Here is a 17,567-nt window from a genome sequence, read left to right on the forward strand (position 1 = left end):
GTGGTTTTATTTGATTCCTAAAGCAGTATTAATACGTAGAATCATGTCCTCATAATGATAGCGTGCAGCAGTATCGGAAGTTCCGAGACGGTTCTGCAACAACTTCTTGATACGTAATAATTCACCGCGTTTCACAGAGATAGCATCTGAAATACGGTTGAGCTGGCTGCCATAGAAATTGAGCACACGTGGAGCACCCATCCGGTCTTCCTGACGAAGTGCACGCTGTTCGGCAGCGTAACAGCTACAGAAAGGAGTAGCGTGGTCAAGCAAGAAATGTTCGTTGGCGATCTTCTTGTTGATTTTAACGGCTTCCGGTTCTGCAGCGGCTGTAAGTAATGCATCAAGGAAGTTTTTCTGCAAAGAACGTTCCATAACGTTAGGGATGCCACCGCGTTCGGTAACACCGAAAATGTTCTTATGAAGTCCGTCCATAAGTTCCACTACTGTAAAGGCTTTCTTTCCATTGACAGATTCATTCTCTATCATACGCATCAAACGAGTATTGCCAAGTAAATCCCAAAGGATATAGGCTTGGGCGTTCTTTAAGATTTGTGTAGGAGCATTTTCCTGTTTTCCAATGGGAGTATTGCGAAGTAGATAAGTATATTGCCCCACTTCCGTGTCAAACAGCCATTTAGGGTATGTCAAAACTTCATTCATCAGAAATTTCAGTGAAGCTTGTTGTTTCTCTTTCTCTACGAATGTATAAGTTTTAACGCCGTCTCCTACAATTGTATTTTCAATGTAGATACCGCCAATATTGGCAAGGACATGATATAAATAGTTGTTCCATTGGTTGATTACAGCGTAGTAGAGGCGAGATGCTTCTTCATAAGTTTGTCCCTTCTCACCGGTAGTAGTCCATTGAAGAATTTGTGGAACGATACGTTTCAGATTCTCAATACCAAGTAAAGAAGAGCGAACCGGATCATCACCTAAATCTTCGTTCTGTGCACGTGGATCTACCGCATCGCGGACGTCCTGTGCCTCACTATATTTATAAAGCCGATCAGTATGTTTGCTCAAGAAATCGAATAAAATATCTTTTTCTTCTTCCGGAGTATTCTTTCCGTACCAACGATATCCATATTCGATAGCGAACATATCGTATGGACCGATATGCGGAGAAAGAACTTTCACGCCATCTCCAGGCTGTGCGATATAATTGAATCGTGCATAATCCATGATAGATGAAGCGGTAGAATTCATTCTGGAAGTGAATGCTTCGGAACGTAATGAATCTGTCGGGAAAGCCCATGAACCCATCATATTGTGGCGGAGTCCCAGAGAGTGGCCTACCTCATGACAGGCGACGAATCGAATGGCATCTCCCATCAAAGCATCAGGCAATTGTACATTACGTGCTTCCGGACACACTGTTCCGGTCTGGACAGTAATCCATTCACGTACCATAGAAAGCACATTGTGCCACCACATAATATCAGCTTCCAGAATTTCTCCGGAACGGGGATCTAACAGAGAAGGTCCCATTGCATTTTTCTTTTCCGAAGCAGCATAAGTCAGTACGGAGTAATTGACATCATCCATGTCTACATGCATACTGTCCGTGATTTCTTTGGCGATAATCGCATTCTTGAAACCAGCCTTTTCAAAGGCAATCTGCCAGTCCTCGATACCTTTCTTAATGTACGAACGCCATTGGTAAGGAGTTGAATTATCAATGTAGAAGACAATCGGTTTGGCAGGTTCTACCATCTGACCTTTCAGATAAGCCTCCCGATCTTCCGGTTTGGGTTCCATACGCCAGCGGGTGATATACTGTGTCTTATCCGTACGCTGCTGCGCATCACTGAAACTTAATAACGGATTCGTGAAATAACCGACCTTCTGATTGTCGAATCGCCCCATCATCGGCTTTTCGGGCAATAAGAGAATAGAAGAACTAACTTCCACCGTTACATAAACAGTAGTAGTACCTTCCGTTACCCGGGTAGTCAACTCGGAAGTTGCCACGACATTGTTTGAAAAGGATTTGATGGATAGAATACGTGATAAATTCTTGATAGCCGAAGTACCCAGATTAATATTGGTAAATACGTTATTGATACTGGTTTCCGTACCATCATAAATATCATTCACCTTGATTACTAATGCCGTAGAATCTGCATTGACTGCTTCGATCTTGAATGCGGCAATCAGCGGAGAGATAAAATTATCCTTTACCGAACGGAAGATAGCGTCCGTTTGGGGGGCCAGAGGTAATGGGCGTTGTTGGCGTAACATTAGTTTGCCCGTCGCTTTGTCCCATTCCATGCAAACCATCTGATTCTCATAGTTTACTCCGCGGTTTACGCCCGCATCATTAAGTTCGGCAGGAACTCGTTGCAGCTTATTGACAACTAATAAGTCACGTCCCAAAAGTGAGGTGGGAATTTCAAAATAATAATCATTCTTCTTTTGATGTACAGCAAACATCCCTTTGGTCGTTTTACTGTCTTCCACTAATTTCTCGTAGTCGCTTTTACTCTTCTCTTCTTTCTCTTCTGGTTTTTTCTTTTTCTTTTTAAACCAACTCAGATTTTCTGTAGCGGGGGTAGTTGCAAATGCCGAGAGCGCTTCTCCACTCAGCAATATACATGCAATGACCGCTGCCATTACTTTTACATACATTCTCATTGAGTTTCTAACTTTTAATTATAATTAAAAAACGGCTACAAAAGTACTAATATAAATAACATAATGACTACTAATTTGCAATGAATATAACATTAAAAAGAAATATTAACTAGTATCTACGGTCATCATTCTCCTCGGATATTTCATAGTTTAGTGGGAATAGTGTACATTTGCGGGAGTAAAAAAGTGAACGGAATGATGAGACGATATATCACTGCTTTGATGTTGGCTTGCTGCATCGGAGGGTATGGACAAGAGAAGAAGCAAGTAACCTTTGTACCTCCTTTTGACTTTCCTCTTACATTGAGTGGGAACTTTGGAGAAATTCGCTCCAATCACTTCCACGGCGGACTGGATTTTAAGACAGGCGGAGTTATCGGTAAACCCGTTCGTGCTCTCGCTGATGGCTATATTTCGCGTATTCGCGTCACGAATGGTTCGGGATATGTACTTGATGTCTGTTATCACAATGGCTATTCAACGATCAACCGCCATTTGAGTGGTTTTGTTTCTCCCATTGCCGAAAGGGTGGAGAAACTTCAATATGAAGAAGAAAGCTGGGAAGTAGAGATTGTTCCTGAACCGGAAGAATATCCGGTAAAAGGAGGCCAGCAGATCGCATGGAGCGGAAATACCGGATATTCGTTCGGTCCGCATCTTCATCTGGATGTGTTTGAAACGGAATCGGGAGATTATATTGACCCTATGCCTTTCTTTCAATCGAAAATAAAAGATACGCGTGCTCCGAAAGCGGATGGCATTCTATTTTTTCCACAACTGGGTAAAGGAGTAGTGGATGGAAAGCAAGAGAATAAAACCATTCTTCCCAATAGTGAGCGTCCGGTGGAAGCATGGGGAGTGATAGGTGTGGGGATCAAAGCATACGATTACATGGATGGAGTGAATAACCATTATGGAGTTTATTCGGTTGTACTTACGGTAGATGGAAATGAAATATTTCGTAGCACCGTAGATCGCTTCTCGCAGGAAGAGAACCGGATGATTAATTCCTGGACTTACGGGCAATATATGAAATCTTTCATTGATCCGGGCAACACTTTGCGTCTGCTAAAAGCATCGAATGATAACCGTGGCTTGGTGACGATTGATGAGGAACGGGACTATCAGTTCTTATATACATTAAAAGATGCTTTCGGAAACACTTCCAAATATAGTTTCACCGTACGGGGTCGGAAACAGCCGATTGAACCGTTGAATCATCGGGAGAAATATTATTTTACCTGGAATAAGACTAATTATCTGCAAGAACCGGGATTAAACTTGGTTGTTCCGAAAGGAATGTTGTATGATGATGTTCCCCTCAATTATCAGGTGAAGGCGGATAGTGGTGCCGTTGCTTTTACTTATCAACTGAATGATAAGGCGGTTCCGCTGCATGCAGCTTGTGAACTGTGTATCGGGTTGCGTAGAAAACCAATTGCCGATACGACGAAATATTATGTGGCCCGCATAACTCCCAAAGGAGGAAAGTACAGCGTAGGCGGAAAGTATGAAGACGGATACATGAAAGCATCTATCCGGGAGTTGGGAACTTACACTGTTGCCATCGATACCATCCCGCCGGAGATTATCCCTGTCAACAAGAATCAGTGGGGAAGAAACGGAAAAATTGTCTATCGTTTGAAAGATCAGGGCGCGGGAATTGCTTCCTATCGTGGAACGATTGACGGAAAGTATGCGCTTTTCGGACGTCCCAATATTGTGAAATCATACTGGGAATGTACGTTGGACCCCAAACGCGTAAAGAAAGGAGGCAAGCATACTGTTGAATTTACAGTGACCGACTATTGTGGGAATGAAACAGTGGCCCGTGAAAGCTTTGTTTGGTAAATTATTAAAAGTGAATCATATATTTATTATGAAGAGAAGAATTATTCTTTGTGCCGCCGTATTGATGGCGGCTGTGGCGAACACCTTCGCCTGCACCAACCTGATTGTCGGAAAAAATGCGTCTGCCGATGGCTCGACGATTGTTTCCTATTCTGCCGACTCGTATGGCTTATTCGGAGAACTTTATCATTATCCGGCTGCTACCTATCCAAAAGGTACGATGCTGAAAGTTTATGAATGGGATACTGGCAAGTATCTGGGAGAAATAGAGCAGGCACGCCAAACTTATAATGTAGTTGGTAATATGAATGAATATCAGGTTACCATTGGTGAGACAACTTTCGGCGGACGTCCGGAATTGGCCGATTCTACAGGGATTATCGATTATGGAAGTCTGATTTATATCGGTTTGCAACGTTCGCGCACTGCCCGTGAAGCAATTAAGATCATGACCGACTTAGTGCAGCAATACGGCTATTATAGCGAAGGAGAATCCTTTACTATTGCCGATCCGAACGAAATATGGATTATGGAAATGATTGGTAAAGGTCCCGGCATCCGTGGAGCAGTTTGGGTAGCTGTACGTGTGCCTGATGATTGCATTTCGGCCCATGCCAACCAGTCACGTATCCACCAGTTTGATATGAACGACAAGGAAAATTGCATGTACTCTCCGGATGTCGTTTCTTTTGCCCGTGAGAAGGGATATTTTAATGGAGTAAACAAAGACTTTAGCTTCTCATTAGCCTATGCGCCTCTTGATTTTGGTGCACGTCGTTTCTGTGAGGCTCGCGTGTGGAGCTATTTTAATAAGTTCACAGATAACGGAAAAGATTATCTTCCTTACATTGAGGGAAAGACCAATACGCCGATGCCTCTTTTTGTGAAACCGAAACATAAGTTATCCGTGCAAGATGTGAAAGATATGATGCGCGACCATTATGAAGGAACGCCTCTTGACATCTCCAATGATTTCGGAGCCGGACCTTATAAGACACCTTATCGTCTTTCTCCTCTGAACTTCAAAGTAGACGGCCAGGAATATTTCAACGAACGTCCGATTTCCACTCAACAAAGCGGGTTTGTATTTGTTGCACAAATGCGGGCTCATAAGCCGGACCCGATAGGCGGTGTACTTTGGTTTGGCGTGGATGATGCGAACATGGCTGTATTTACCCCGGTTTATTGTTGTGCTACTAAAGTGCCGGTATGTTATACCCGTGTAGATGGGGCCGATTATATTACTTTCTCCTGGAATTCTGCTTTCTGGATTTTCAACTGGGTATCTAATATGGTCTATCCGCGTTATGATTTGATGATCGGTGATGTACGGGAAGCGCAGAAAGAAATGGAAACTACTTTCAACAATGCACAGGAAGGCATTGAAGAAATGGCTGCCAAACTGCTGGCAAAAGATAAGAACGCAGCGGTTGACTTTCTGACAAACTATACAAATATGACCGCACAGAGCACTTTCGATACTTGGAAACAATTGGGTACATTCTTGATTGTGAAGTACAATGATGGAGTGGTGAAACGTGTTAAAGACGGTAAGTTTGAGCGTAATTCTATCGGACAACCTGCCGGAGTGATGCGTCCCGGATATCCGAAAGAATTCTTGCAGGAATATGTCAAGCAGACTGGTGACAGATATAAAGTGCCACAAGAATAGATATTAAGTATGAGATATTAGGTATTAAGTATATCGCTTTTTAATTCTTAATTCTCAAATTTCAATTAAAAGAATAGGAATTATAAACTTATTATTTTACATTTGTGTGCTCAAGAAATTGATAATAAATAATTCATTAACCAATAAATAACAATCGAAATGGAAAATCAGGAACTTATTAAACAGGTCACTGAAAAAGCCGAAAAATGGCTAACCCCGGCTTATGATGCTGAAACCCAGGCTGAAGTGAAACGTATGTTGGAAAACGATGATAAAACCGAACTAATTGAAGCTTTCTACAAAGATCTTGAATTTGGTACTGGTGGTCTGCGTGGTATTATGGGTGTAGGTAGCAATCGTATGAATATCTATACGGTAGGTGCTGCCACTCAAGGACTTTCCAACTATCTGAAAAAGAACTTCAAAGACCTGCCGCAGATTTCTGTAGTAGTAGGTCACGATTGCCGCAACAACAGCCGTTTGTTTGCGGAGACTTCTGCTAATATTTTCTCTGCCAATGGTATCAAAGTATATCTGTTTGACGACATGCGTCCGACACCGGAAATGTCTTTCGCCATCCGTCACCTCGGTTGCCAAAGCGGTATCATCCTGACTGCTTCTCACAATCCGAAAGAATACAACGGTTACAAGGCATATTGGGACGATGGTGCACAGGTATTGGCTCCACACGATAAAGGTATCATCGACGAAGTGAATGCAATTGCTTCTGCTGCCGATATTAAATTCCAGGGAAATCCGGATTTGATTCAGATTATCGGTGAAGACATCGATAAGATTTATCTGGATATGGTGAAAACTGTTTCTATTGATCCGGCAGCTATCGCCCGTCACAAAGACATGAAGATTGTCTATACTCCGATCCACGGTACAGGTATGATGTTGATTCCTCGTGCATTGAAAATGTGGGGATTCGAAAACGTATTTACTGTGCCCGAACAGATGATTAAGGACGGTAACTTCCCGACTGTCGTATCTCCGAACCCGGAAAACGCGGAAGCTCTTTCTATGGCTGTAAACCTTGCCAAAGAAATTGATGCTGACCTCGTTATGGCTTCCGACCCGGATGCTGACCGTGTGGGTATTGCTTGCAAGGATGATAAAGGCGAATGGGTACTGATTAACGGTAATCAGACTTGTATGATGTACCTTTATTATATTCTGACACAGTACAAACAACTGGGTAAGATTAAAGGTGGCGAGTTCTGCGTGAAGACAATCGTTACAACTGAACTAATCAAGAAAATCGCAGATAAGAACAATATCGAAATGCTTGACTGCTACACCGGATTTAAATGGATTGCCCGTGAAATCCGTCTGCGTGAAGGCAAACAGAAATATATCGGTGGCGGTGAAGAAAGCTACGGATTCCTTGCCGAAGATTTCGTTCGCGATAAAGATGCCGTATCAGCTTGCTGTTTGATTGCTGAAGTTGCTGCATGGGCAAAAGATAATGGAAAATCCTTGTATCAGTTGTTGCTGGATATCTACGTAGAATACGGATTCTCTAAAGAGTTTACTGTAAACGTAGTGAAACCGGGTAAGAGCGGTGCAGAAGAAATCAAAGCGATGATGGAGAACTTCCGTGCTAATCCTCCGAAAGAATTGGGTGGTTCTAAAGTGATCTTAAGCAAAGATTATAAGACACTGAAACAGACGGATGATAAAGGTAACGTAACTGCAATCGATATGCCGGAACCATCTAACGTACTTCAATATTTCACTGAAGACGGTAGCAAAGTTTCCGTTCGTCCTTCAGGTACAGAACCTAAGATTAAGTTCTATATGGAAGTTCAGGGTGAAATGGGTTGCCGCAATTGTTATGCTTCTGCCGAATCTGCTGCAATGGAAAAGATTGAAGCAGTGAAGAAATCATTGGGTATCTGATTTTGTTTCTTCTGAAATTTCAGATATAGATAACGAAAGATAAATAATAAATAGCGCCTCCATGGTCTTTTCGAAGATTATGGAGGCGCTTCTTTTTCTCTATACATAGCCCTGATTCTGCCTATTTTCGGGCTTTTTCCCCAACTTGGCACAGTTCTTTCATTTCCTTTGCATTCTTTAAGTCCACTTGCTAATCCTTCTTGCGAGAATCTTGTTGTATTGACATCATCTCAATTTCAACCCGCAGGCTGCGGATACACATGTTTTGTTGATGCTTTAGAGTGATACGTTCAGTTTCATATTCGTAAGTTGTTCGTTTGTAGTTATGTGTATTTCGTGGCCTGCTTTCTTAGTCTATTTTTCAGTCAGTGCTATTTCTTTTTTTCTGTTATTTCTTCGTGCCTATCCAAGTCCATTTATGCCATATTGTTTCCAATGGTCCTTGTTTATGTTTAGACAGCCACCATTTGCAGAACCGAACTTGCGCCAGGAAAAGAATAATACCGATAATCAGGCTAAGAGTATATCCACAGTAAGGAGCAAGATAGAATCCGAATGGGAAATAGATAATGGCTCCCAAAATAGATTGATAAATATAATTGGTCAAGCTCATTTTTCCGTAGAATCGCAGATTAGATACAGTTTTCTTGAACTGATCTTTCTGATAAAGCAACACGAAGGAAGCAACAAGTACAATCGTAAATGCAAATTTCTGCCACATATCAAAGGCAGTGCCTACCGTTTGCTGAATTAAACTGCTGTCACTTTGCATGATCTGTTCTTTCAGAGAATACAGTGGTGCGAAACTGATAGCTGCAATAATAAGTGCTTTCATCCAGAACTTCAAATGAGATTCGGTAGCAACGAACAATTCTTTGCGTCCGATATATAAGCCAAACAGGAAAAGTCCGGCAGTCTGCAAGAAACGTCCGGCACCGATAGCCCAAAACAAGCTTGCTTTCTGTCCTAAAGTAACATTACCTATCAGAAAATCCCAAAAGTTTCCGGCTTTGGTGTATTCCGCTACTTCAGCATACATGGCTCCGACATTCAAATCGGGTAGGGTATAAGCAGGATTGAAAAGGCTCATTATATAATGAAACCATTCAATCGGTTGCAGTGAAAACAAGATGGCGGTGATTAGAATCGCTTTGTCACTCCATTTACGTACGATAAATAGTACAAGACTGACTACAACAAACAGAAGCAGGACATCTCCTGCCGGGAAGAAAGCGGCATTCAAAGTGGCGAATCCTGCCAGCAATATCATTCTCCATAAAAAGCGGTAACCAAAATCTTTTCCTTTCAACTGCTGGTTGTGCGACTGGATATAGAAAGTGAATCCGAAAAGCAGAGCGAATATGGCATAAGACTTTCCGGCAAGCAGTGAAAATGTCGCATTAAATACTCCGGCATCCAAAATGGTAAGCCATTCAGGAGAACTTTCCGGATATACGGGGAAAATGAAATGCTCCAGGTTATGAACCAGAAGGATGGCCATTACAGCAAATCCTCTAAGAGCATCTACTACTTCAATTCGGGGTGTTTTTGTTGATAATTTCATGGGGTTAATTTATGATTATTTTTAGTAAGTATGCATTTTATCCGTCTTTTAGCAGGCTTCGGGAACATACTGACGGATTCCTTTGATGATGTTTACCGTGTTTGATTATTCATTGGGATGCTCTATCCACCAATCAATCATCTTTCGGGCAAGACTAAGTTTTCTGGGAAGTTCGGGTAAATTGTCTCTTGTATAAAAGTCTCCCGAACTCAATTCTTCATCTTGGAGGTTGATTTCCCCTCCGGCATAATCGGCAATAAAGCCGACCATTAGTCCGCTGGGATAAGGCCAGGGCTGATTACTGAAATAAGTGATATTTTTTACATCCAGTCCGGTTTCTTCTTTCACTTCACGTGCTACACATTCTTCTAGCGTTTCTCCGGTTTCCAGAAATCCGGCAACGAGACTGTTGAATGTTCCTTTAAAATTGCGGGCGTGCACTAAAAGTAGTGAATCTTTTTTTCTCACTAATACAAGAATCGCTGTGGAAATGGAAGGATATACCTCCCGGCCACATTTCGGACAACGCTTCATGATAGATTCTTTCTGTTCCATAGGCGTGCCGCAGGCGGAACAAAAGCGGCTGTTTCTATCCCAATGCAGAATCTCATGTGCTTTTCCTGCTGTCTGATAATGAGACAAAGGAAGATATTCATAGGAGGCACGAAGCCCTATCATGATCCATTGCTCCGATTCTTCAATGGGAGAGGAGAGGGAGAAAGCCTTGCAGTTTTTCCTTTCTAGTGTGGTGATATTGTGTACGGTTGTTTTTTCTTTAATAACAATAGGAGAGCTTTCTCCACACGGGACGGTATATATACCATCCTCTTTTTTCTCAAGAAGCAGTTGGTCTTTGTAAAAGATAAACCACCATGATTGTGCTGTCTGATTCATTTTAATTCTAATTCTTGATCTTCGCGCTGCGAAGTTATAAAAAACTAGATTGATATTTAGACTTATCAGATAAAATACAGTGCAACCGCACCAAAATTTGATTCATAACTGTGCAGAAACGAGTTAAACGTTGCGCTAATGAATGGGTCCAGGGTGAGGGGTGGTGAGGGTAGATTTATAACTTTCGTATTTTTTTTTTGAGGATAAAAAAGGAGATAGTATAGAAAATAAAATAATAAAAGGTTATAAATCTACCCTCACCACCCCTCACCCTGGACCCATATCTTATAATAAAAAGATAACGGGGAATCTTAAAAACTCAATCATCTTTTTCAGATTTACCACAACGTTTCCAGAATACTCCATTATTTTATTCAAAACTGTGCGGATATGAATTAAATTTTGGTGCGGTTGCCCTGGATAAAATATCAATAGACTAACTCAATAAAATGCATTGTTCGACACCAATTTCCTGAATAAAATAATTGTCGTGTGAGATTGCTATCACAGTACCTGCATAATTTTTGATAGTAGCAGTGATAATTTCAATACTTTGTATGTCCAAATTGTTGGTAGGTTCATCCAGGATAAACATATCAGGGGTATTGTTACTAATCATCAGACAGCAGAAAGCGAGACGCATTTTCTCACCACCACTAAGTTTCCGGCAGGATTTGTCCCATTCGGATGCAGGAAACAAGTAACGGTTTAGAATAATCTTTATTTCATGCTCCGGCAGATTCCGGCTGTTGAAAGCGTAAGTCTGTTCAAGAATACTGTTCCGGTCGTCAATGATCGAATACTCTTGATTCAAATAGACATAGCTAAAGTCCGTCCGTGTCAGGGTTCCTTCCTGTGGTTGAAGTTGGCCGGTGATTAATTTCAATAGAGTTGTCTTCCCGCTACCGTTGGCTCCTTCTATACGGAGGCGGTCTCCGCTCTTTAGCTGAAAACTGACAGGAACTTGCCAAAGCTGTTGTTTTGAGATACTATTTTCCTGAATATCATTGCTATTCGGATTGGGAAGATAACCTGTGTCAGACGAATTTATTTCATTATTCGTCAGAATATCATTGTTAACCGAATTGGAATGATAACTGAAGTTAATCTCTTTTGCTGTCACTAATATCTTCCCGGTATGAAGCGAGGAACTGTTGAAGTCGGTTTTTAATGCCGCAGTCGGAGAGAGCGAACCTCGAAGCTGGTTGCGTTCATTTGTTAACTTCTCGGCTTTTTCCTGATGAACGCCAGTCAGTTTACTAGTGCTCTTCTCGGATTTCCCTTGGAGTGCGTTCAATACAATGCGTGGAACTCCTTTTCTTATATTACTCTTTTCGCCGCGTACATTCTGTTTGTCCCTGCGTTCGGCCGTTTCGCGAGCCACTTTACGGGCAATACGTAGTGCCTTTTCTTTTTCTTCAATACGTTGTTGCAATGCTTCCTGCATCAGCGTTTTTTGTTCTTTGTAGAATTCGTAATTTCCGCCATAATAATTGATTTGATGCTTCTCCAGTTCGCAAATCTCGGGGAGAAGATTGAGCAGGGTACGGTCATGACTTACCACCAACAGGGTGGAACGATATTTCTCTACCCAGTCATATAAACGTTGTCTGCCGGAAGAATCGAGATGATTGGTCGGTTCATCCATAAGTACGACAGATGGGTGATGAATGTCCATCCCTGCCAGAAATACACGGGTCTTTTCACCGCCGCTAAGCAAATTCATCGGGTAGGATAGAGTAAACTGTCCTAGCCCCCATAAATCGAGAGCGGCAATGGAACGTTCTTCAATATTCCAGTCATCATCCAGGATGACGAAATTTTCGTTTGAGGCATCTCCTGACAGGATAGCATGTAAGGCTTGTTGCTTACGTTCTATCTGGAGTGCTTGAGCGATAGTCAATGAATCATATTGCCCGAAATGTTGCGGGATATAATATAGGTCGTCCAGACGGACAATGACACCGGAAGAGGGTGAAAGTTGTCCGGCAATAATTTGCAGCAAAGTAGATTTACCGCACCCATTGTTACCGACTAATCCCAGTTTCTGCCCCTTACTGATGGCGAAATTGAGATCACTGAATAATACTTCTTTATCCGGATGGATATAGCTGATTTGCTGAATACTTATAGACATAATGATCTATTGGGTTTGAGGTTGAAAATAGAGTGAGGGAAAATCACAGGATAGGGGGGAACGACAAACACAATACTGGCTAAACAACACGGATTTCGTGATGCTTAACGAAATAGAAAAAGCATATAAGAAAAGTGATGTTTACTTAGAAGTGTTGTCTTACTTACTAATTCTCATTGCGGTAGGTATATAGTTTAACTTGGTTGCAAAGATAACACTTTCTATTAGGTTTCACTCTATTAAGACTGAAAAAGAATGAGTTTCATTTATTTAGAGGCTCCGTTTACCTCATTCAGAGCCTCCGATTACTCCAAATAGAGCCTCTGTTTACCCTATTCAGAGGCTCTGTTTTAGAAGTGAGTTATATTCTTTCTTATTCTTATACATCAAACAGTTGATTTAATCCCTCACTCATACTGGGATGCGTGAAGATAAAATCGCGCAAGAATGTAGAGGTTTGCCCTGTTTTTATCGCCATAGCTACGATATTGATGATTTCTGAAGCATCGGCACAGAATAGAGTACAGCCCATAATCTTCCCGTTATGATTATTGATGATAGCTTTTAGCATACCATCAGTCTGCCTTAATGTGCGGGTACGAACGATAGAGGAAGCCGGCAACCGGGAAACCTTAAATGAATATCCTCTTTTCAGAGCTTCTTCTTCACTGATTCCGATATGTGCCAATGGCGGATCAATAAACACTGCATATTGCACAGGATCACGGTCTCCGATATCACGTTTCTTGTCACCGAAGAGCTGGTCACGGATAATCCGGAAATCATCTAGCGAGACATAAGTAAATTGCGATCCGCCTTTCACATCTCCCATTGCCCATATATGAGGAACAGTAGTGCGTAACTGATCGTTTACGATGATAGCTCCGTGAGCATCAACTCCTACACCCGCTGCTTGCAGATTCAATCCTTCAATCATCGGTTTACGTCCCGTTGCGATAAGAATGGCATCTCCATCTACATAATAAGGAGTACCGTCGGATATGTCCGAGTAAGTCAGTGTCACTCCGTCATTCGTGTCATGGATAGACTGTGCACGAGCGTTCAGATGGATTTCAATACCTTTCTTCTCCATCACTTCTTTGACGCTGTTTGCAATATCCCGATCTTCGCGAGGCATAAATTTGTTTCCTCCTTCGAGTATCGTCACTTTACTGCCGAAACCGGCATACATAGAAGCGAACTCCAGTCCGATATATCCTCCACCTATGATAATCAGGTGATGAGGAAGTACACTTAAGTCCAAAAGCGCACTACTGGTATATACGTGCTGACTTTGCTGAATACCATCTATTGCAGGGATAATGGGAGTAGACCCCGTGTTGATAAATATCTCTTTTCCTTTCAGTTCGATTTCTCCTTCGGGAAGTTCCACTTTTATGGTATCGGCGGATATGAAAGACCCCGTTCCAGTATAGATAGTCACATTAGGACGTTTGCTTAGTCTTTCGTAATTATCATTCCTAAGAAAGGAAGTGAGGCGGTTCTTTCGGCCGATGGCCTGTTTGTACATATTCGCCTGCTTCGGAAAATCATCGTGGTAAAGCAAAGCGGAAACCTCGGCTTCATGCACCAGCGTCTTTGTTGGGATACAGGCTACATTCGGACAGCTTCCTCCATACATCATGTTGGAACGTTCTACGATGGCCACTTGCCATCCGCGGTTGGAAAGTTCGGCAGCCAGGGTTTTCCCTGCCTTGCCGAATCCTATAATAATTGCATCATATTGTTTCATAACTTCTTGTATTAATGATTTGTATGAGACTATATAACAGTCTGAAAATACGATTTGTTCCGCAATGGCAAGAAGTCAGAATCCTCTTTAGTGGTTGTCTTAGTCTTTTTTAAGTGTTTTGAGTACGCGTTGTGACGAGTCGGATAATAACACTACGGCACTGGCCAGGATCACAATGTCTTTAATCACCAACCGCCCTGCACCGGATAGTAATGGGAAACCGAATTCTCCGCTTCCCAAGTCGGGAACCCAGACTTCCGGGGTGGTGACAAGAAAAGAAAGTGTGCCGAGCGTCATGATAATGGCGAGGGTGTCGCCTGCCAATCCCACTTTTGGGAAAAAAATTCCCAAGAATACCAGTATGCCGATCCCCATAATAAGAGCTCCCAGTCCGTAAGAGAAAGTATAAGTGCGGTTTGCTTCGTGCCATGCACGATTTTCCGGGACAAAAGCACCTTCCGCATTTTTATGTTCTTTGTATTCGGGTGCACCTTTAGCATAGAAGAAACTCATAAAAGGACTGTTGGCTACAAACGGAACAATCCCGTCGGCTTCATAATGGAAATACTTCAATCCGCCTATCCATACAAATACTACCAGAATGGCAACGCGGATAAATTTCATACCAAAACTTTTCAGACTTGAAGTGAAGGTCAGTAAAGCGATCAATTTCTCTTTCATTTTGTTGGGGTTTTAATGGGTTTATCTTATGTTGCAAAGGTCGTCCATTTCCACTACCCCCAAAATAGCAATACTTCCGTATGCCTTGTCAATTTTTCCCTTCCTGTGTGTTTCTGAATTGCACGGCGCTCTGTCCAGTCATATTTTTGAAGAAACGGCTGAAAGAAGCCTGGTCTTCAAATCCCAGAATATCGGCAATCTCTTTGGCGCTTTTGTTGCTGTAAAGCAGGAGACGTTTAGCTTCCGCTTCCACCCGTTCGTGGATAACCCGAAGCGGCGAAGGCAGTTTGCAGGTAGAAAAGATGTTCGATAGTGTTTTGGGAGATTTATGCAACATATCGGCATAGTCCTGCACCTGTTTCTTCGTCCGGTAATGCTCGTCGACCAAGTTATAGTATTGGCGGACAATCTCAAAACCGGATTCTTTTTCACGGGTGATATTCATGCGGTGACGTGCAATTCGGGTACATTGGATAATGAAACGTTTTAGCAGGATGCGTAGCATCTCCTCCTGCAGGCTGTCGGAAACGGTAAACTCGTTTTCCAGTGCTTCGGTAATGGTGTCGAGTTCTTTACGTTCTTTTTCATTCAGGGTAAAACGGATCAGGTGAGAAGAACCGTTGAACAGGAAACCGCTGCATGACACTTCATGGTCGTTGCCATAGATACAATAGAAATTGCTGTTGAACAACAAAGTCAGGTATTCACCATCAATCGATTTAAATTCGAGGTGTTGCAGATGAGTGAGTGAAATCACTTCATCTTGGGTAAGTATCATTTCCTGATGGTCGATTTCTACTGTGATGCTTCCGTTGCGTACCCATATAAATTTATAAAGCCCTTTTTCTTTTTGCAGTGCTTTTTCTGTCAGATAAGAGTCTGTAAGTGCGAGTGTTCCTTTTAGTTTCGTGTGATATTGTTGTAACATAATTAATCCTCCATTGCTGATGCGTCAAATGATAACGGCAGTAGATCGCCTATACTTTTTACTTCGTAGATACATTCTTTGCCATATAATAGGATGCGGATGGGTTGTTTGTAACGCTTTTCCGTTTCCAGAATCACTTGCCGGCAAGCACCGCAGGGAGGAATCGGATGGTCGATGAAGTCCTTTTCCGTTCGTGCCGCAATGGCAAGAGTGACAACCGGTTGGTCGGGATATTGGGAGTTGGCATAGAATAGGGTAGTACGTTCTGCACAAAGCCCCGACGGATAGGCCGCATTTTCCTGATTGGTTCCTGTCACTACTGTCCCGTTGCCCAATAGCGCAGCGGCACCTACGGAGAAATGGGAGTACGGAGAATAACTACGAGCTGTTGCCTCCATGGCAGTCTTTATAAGTGACCGATCGCCCTCATTCAACTCATCATATTGATATACTTTAATAATAGCGGTAATTGTGAGGTCTTTCATATACGTCAGGGTATTGGTTTCTACAATTAATGTTACAAAGTTAGGAAAGAGATTGATAATCCCAATTATTTTTCAGATTTTTGTGCCATCTAATTCACATCTGAATAAAAATGGAGAATAAACTGCATAGACTTATCTTTTTAACCGTTGTTTTTTTCTTTGCCGTAGGAGTGCAGGCACAGAAACGGAATGCCCGTTACGTCGAGTATATAAATAAGTATAGTGATTTGGCTGTTGAACAGATGAAGCTTCATAAGATTCCGGCGAGTATTACATTGGCACAAGGATTGCTGGAAAGCGGTGCCGGATACAGCCAGTTGGCACGAAAGAGTAATAACCACTTTGGTATTAAGTGTGGTGGCAGTTGGCGGGGACGTACGGTTCGTCATGATGATGATGCCCGTAACGAATGTTTCCGTGCTTATAAGCATCCGCGTGACTCTTACGAAGATCATTCCGACTTCCTTAGAAGAGGTGCCCGTTACGCTTTTCTTTTTAAACTGGACATCACCGATTATAAAGGCTGGGCGCGTGGACTGAAAAAAGCAGGCTATGCTACCGATCCTTCTTATGCTAATCGTCTGATTACAATTATCGAAGATTATGACTTGTATAAATACGACCGTAAGGGGGTATATTCGGAACGGAAACTGAAAAAGAATCCTTGGTTGATGAGCCCGCATCAGGTGTATATCGCTAATGATATTGCTTATGTGGTAGCCCGCAACGGTGATACCTTTAAAGATTTAGGCAAGGAATTCGATATTAGTTGGAGGAAACTTGTGAAGTACAACGACTTGCAGCGTGATTATACCTTGATGGAAGGAGATATCATCTACCTGAAGAGCAAGAAGAAAAAGGCTTCCAAACCTTATACTGTATATGTTGTGAAAGATGGAGATTCCATGCATGGCATCTCTCAAAAATATGGTATCCGCCTCAAAAATCTGTATAAGATGAATCGTAAGGATGGTGAGTATGTTCCGGAAATCGGAGATAGATTGCGTCTGCGGTAGAGACTTCTCTCAAAAGTTTCGAATTTCGGAAACTTAATGAC

Annotated in this window: 12 protein-coding genes; 4 read left to right on the plus strand and 8 right to left on the minus strand. The window is 42.2% G+C overall.

The annotated features are described in order from the left end of the window. Positions 1-6: 6 nt before the first annotated feature. Positions 7-2,640 (minus strand): zinc-dependent metalloprotease, encoded by a 2,634-nt coding sequence (locus N5O98_RS21220; protein ID WP_022200183.1) that lies wholly within the window; start codon positions 2,638-2,640, stop codon positions 7-9. Between the two features lie 198 nt (positions 2,641-2,838). Here N5O98_RS21220 and N5O98_RS21225 point away from each other — a divergent pair, with 198 nt between their 5' ends. The 3 genes from N5O98_RS21225 to N5O98_RS21235 all read left to right on the plus strand — a co-directional run bounded on the left by N5O98_RS21225 (position 2,839) and on the right by N5O98_RS21235 (position 8,068). Beyond that, positions 2,839-4,491 (plus strand): M23 family metallopeptidase, encoded by a 1,653-nt coding sequence (locus N5O98_RS21225; protein ID WP_044918878.1) that lies wholly within the window; start codon positions 2,839-2,841, stop codon positions 4,489-4,491. 28 nt (positions 4,492-4,519) lie between these two features. After that, the gene (locus N5O98_RS21230; RefSeq protein WP_032812112.1) at positions 4,520-6,163 is read left to right on the plus strand and encodes a C69 family dipeptidase; all 1,644 of its coding nucleotides are present in this window, start codon (positions 4,520-4,522) and stop codon (positions 6,161-6,163) included. Positions 6,164-6,322: 159 nt separating this feature from the next. Then, entirely contained in the window at positions 6,323-8,068 is a 1,746-nt protein-coding gene (locus tag N5O98_RS21235; protein ID WP_004300737.1) for a phospho-sugar mutase, read from the plus strand. Between the two features lie 388 nt (positions 8,069-8,456). Here the strand turns inward: N5O98_RS21235 and N5O98_RS21240 are convergent, their stop codons facing one another. The 7 genes from N5O98_RS21240 to cdd form a co-directional block, all read right to left on the minus strand. Further along, positions 8,457-9,632 carry a DUF418 domain-containing protein gene (locus tag N5O98_RS21240; RefSeq protein ID WP_004311334.1) on the minus strand — a complete coding sequence of 392 codons (1,176 nt, stop codon included), beginning with the start codon at positions 9,630-9,632 and terminating at the stop codon, positions 8,457-8,459. Positions 9,633-9,737: 105 nt separating this feature from the next. Beyond that, positions 9,738-10,532 carry an NAD(+) diphosphatase gene (gene nudC, locus N5O98_RS21245; protein ID WP_256331556.1) on the minus strand — a complete coding sequence of 265 codons (795 nt, stop codon included), beginning with the start codon at positions 10,530-10,532 and terminating at the stop codon, positions 9,738-9,740. A 430-nt stretch (positions 10,533-10,962) separates the two neighbouring features. Then, positions 10,963-12,663, minus strand: a complete 1,701-nt coding sequence (locus tag N5O98_RS21250; protein WP_118161545.1) for an ABC-F family ATP-binding cassette domain-containing protein — start codon at positions 12,661-12,663, stop codon at positions 10,963-10,965. 379 nt (positions 12,664-13,042) lie between these two features. Continuing rightward, positions 13,043-14,416, minus strand: a complete 1,374-nt coding sequence (locus N5O98_RS21255; RefSeq protein ID WP_008644648.1) for an FAD-dependent oxidoreductase — start codon at positions 14,414-14,416, stop codon at positions 13,043-13,045. A 99-nt stretch (positions 14,417-14,515) separates the two neighbouring features. Next, positions 14,516-15,097 carry a DUF417 family protein gene (locus N5O98_RS21260; protein ID WP_004304234.1) on the minus strand — a complete coding sequence of 194 codons (582 nt, stop codon included), beginning with the start codon at positions 15,095-15,097 and terminating at the stop codon, positions 14,516-14,518. 88 nt (positions 15,098-15,185) lie between these two features. Continuing rightward, positions 15,186-16,025, minus strand: coding sequence for an AraC family transcriptional regulator (locus N5O98_RS21265; RefSeq protein WP_004304233.1), 840 nt, complete (start codon positions 16,023-16,025; stop codon positions 15,186-15,188). 2 nt (positions 16,026-16,027) lie between these two features. Further along, the gene (gene cdd, locus N5O98_RS21270) at positions 16,028-16,510 is read right to left on the minus strand and encodes a cytidine deaminase (protein WP_004304232.1); all 483 of its coding nucleotides are present in this window, start codon (positions 16,508-16,510) and stop codon (positions 16,028-16,030) included. Between the two features lie 110 nt (positions 16,511-16,620). Between cdd and N5O98_RS21275 the strand changes: the two genes are divergently transcribed. After that, positions 16,621-17,526: a glucosaminidase domain-containing protein gene (locus N5O98_RS21275; protein ID WP_004311330.1), complete on the plus strand. Its 906-nt coding sequence runs from the start codon at positions 16,621-16,623 to the stop codon at positions 17,524-17,526. Positions 17,527-17,567 lie beyond the last annotated feature (41 nt).

This window comes from Bacteroides sp. LFL-34 (assembly GCF_027257075.1).
Classification (GTDB): domain Bacteria; phylum Bacteroidota; class Bacteroidia; order Bacteroidales; family Bacteroidaceae; genus Bacteroides; species Bacteroides ovatus.

Coding starts and splice junctions, on each gene's coding strand:
- N5O98_RS21220 (WP_022200183.1), bottom strand. CDS start 2,640: ATGAGAATGTATGTAAAAGTAATGGCAGCGGTCATTGCATGTATATTG.
- N5O98_RS21225 (WP_044918878.1), top strand. CDS start 2,839: ATGAGACGATATATCACTGCTTTGATGTTGGCTTGCTGCATCGGAGGG.
- N5O98_RS21230 (WP_032812112.1), top strand. CDS start 4,520: ATGAAGAGAAGAATTATTCTTTGTGCCGCCGTATTGATGGCGGCTGTG.
- N5O98_RS21235 (WP_004300737.1), top strand. CDS start 6,323: ATGGAAAATCAGGAACTTATTAAACAGGTCACTGAAAAAGCCGAAAAA.
- N5O98_RS21240 (WP_004311334.1), bottom strand. CDS start 9,632: ATGAAATTATCAACAAAAACACCCCGAATTGAAGTAGTAGATGCTCTT.
- N5O98_RS21250 (WP_118161545.1), bottom strand. CDS start 12,663: ATGTCTATAAGTATTCAGCAAATCAGCTATATCCATCCGGATAAAGAA.
- N5O98_RS21255 (WP_008644648.1), bottom strand. CDS start 14,416: ATGAAACAATATGATGCAATTATTATAGGATTCGGCAAGGCAGGGAAA.
- N5O98_RS21260 (WP_004304234.1), bottom strand. CDS start 15,097: ATGAAAGAGAAATTGATCGCTTTACTGACCTTCACTTCAAGTCTGAAA.
- N5O98_RS21265 (WP_004304233.1), bottom strand. CDS start 16,025: ATGTTACAACAATATCACACGAAACTAAAAGGAACACTCGCACTTACA.
- cdd (WP_004304232.1), bottom strand. CDS start 16,510: ATGAAAGACCTCACAATTACCGCTATTATTAAAGTATATCAATATGAT.
- N5O98_RS21275 (WP_004311330.1), top strand. CDS start 16,621: ATGGAGAATAAACTGCATAGACTTATCTTTTTAACCGTTGTTTTTTTC.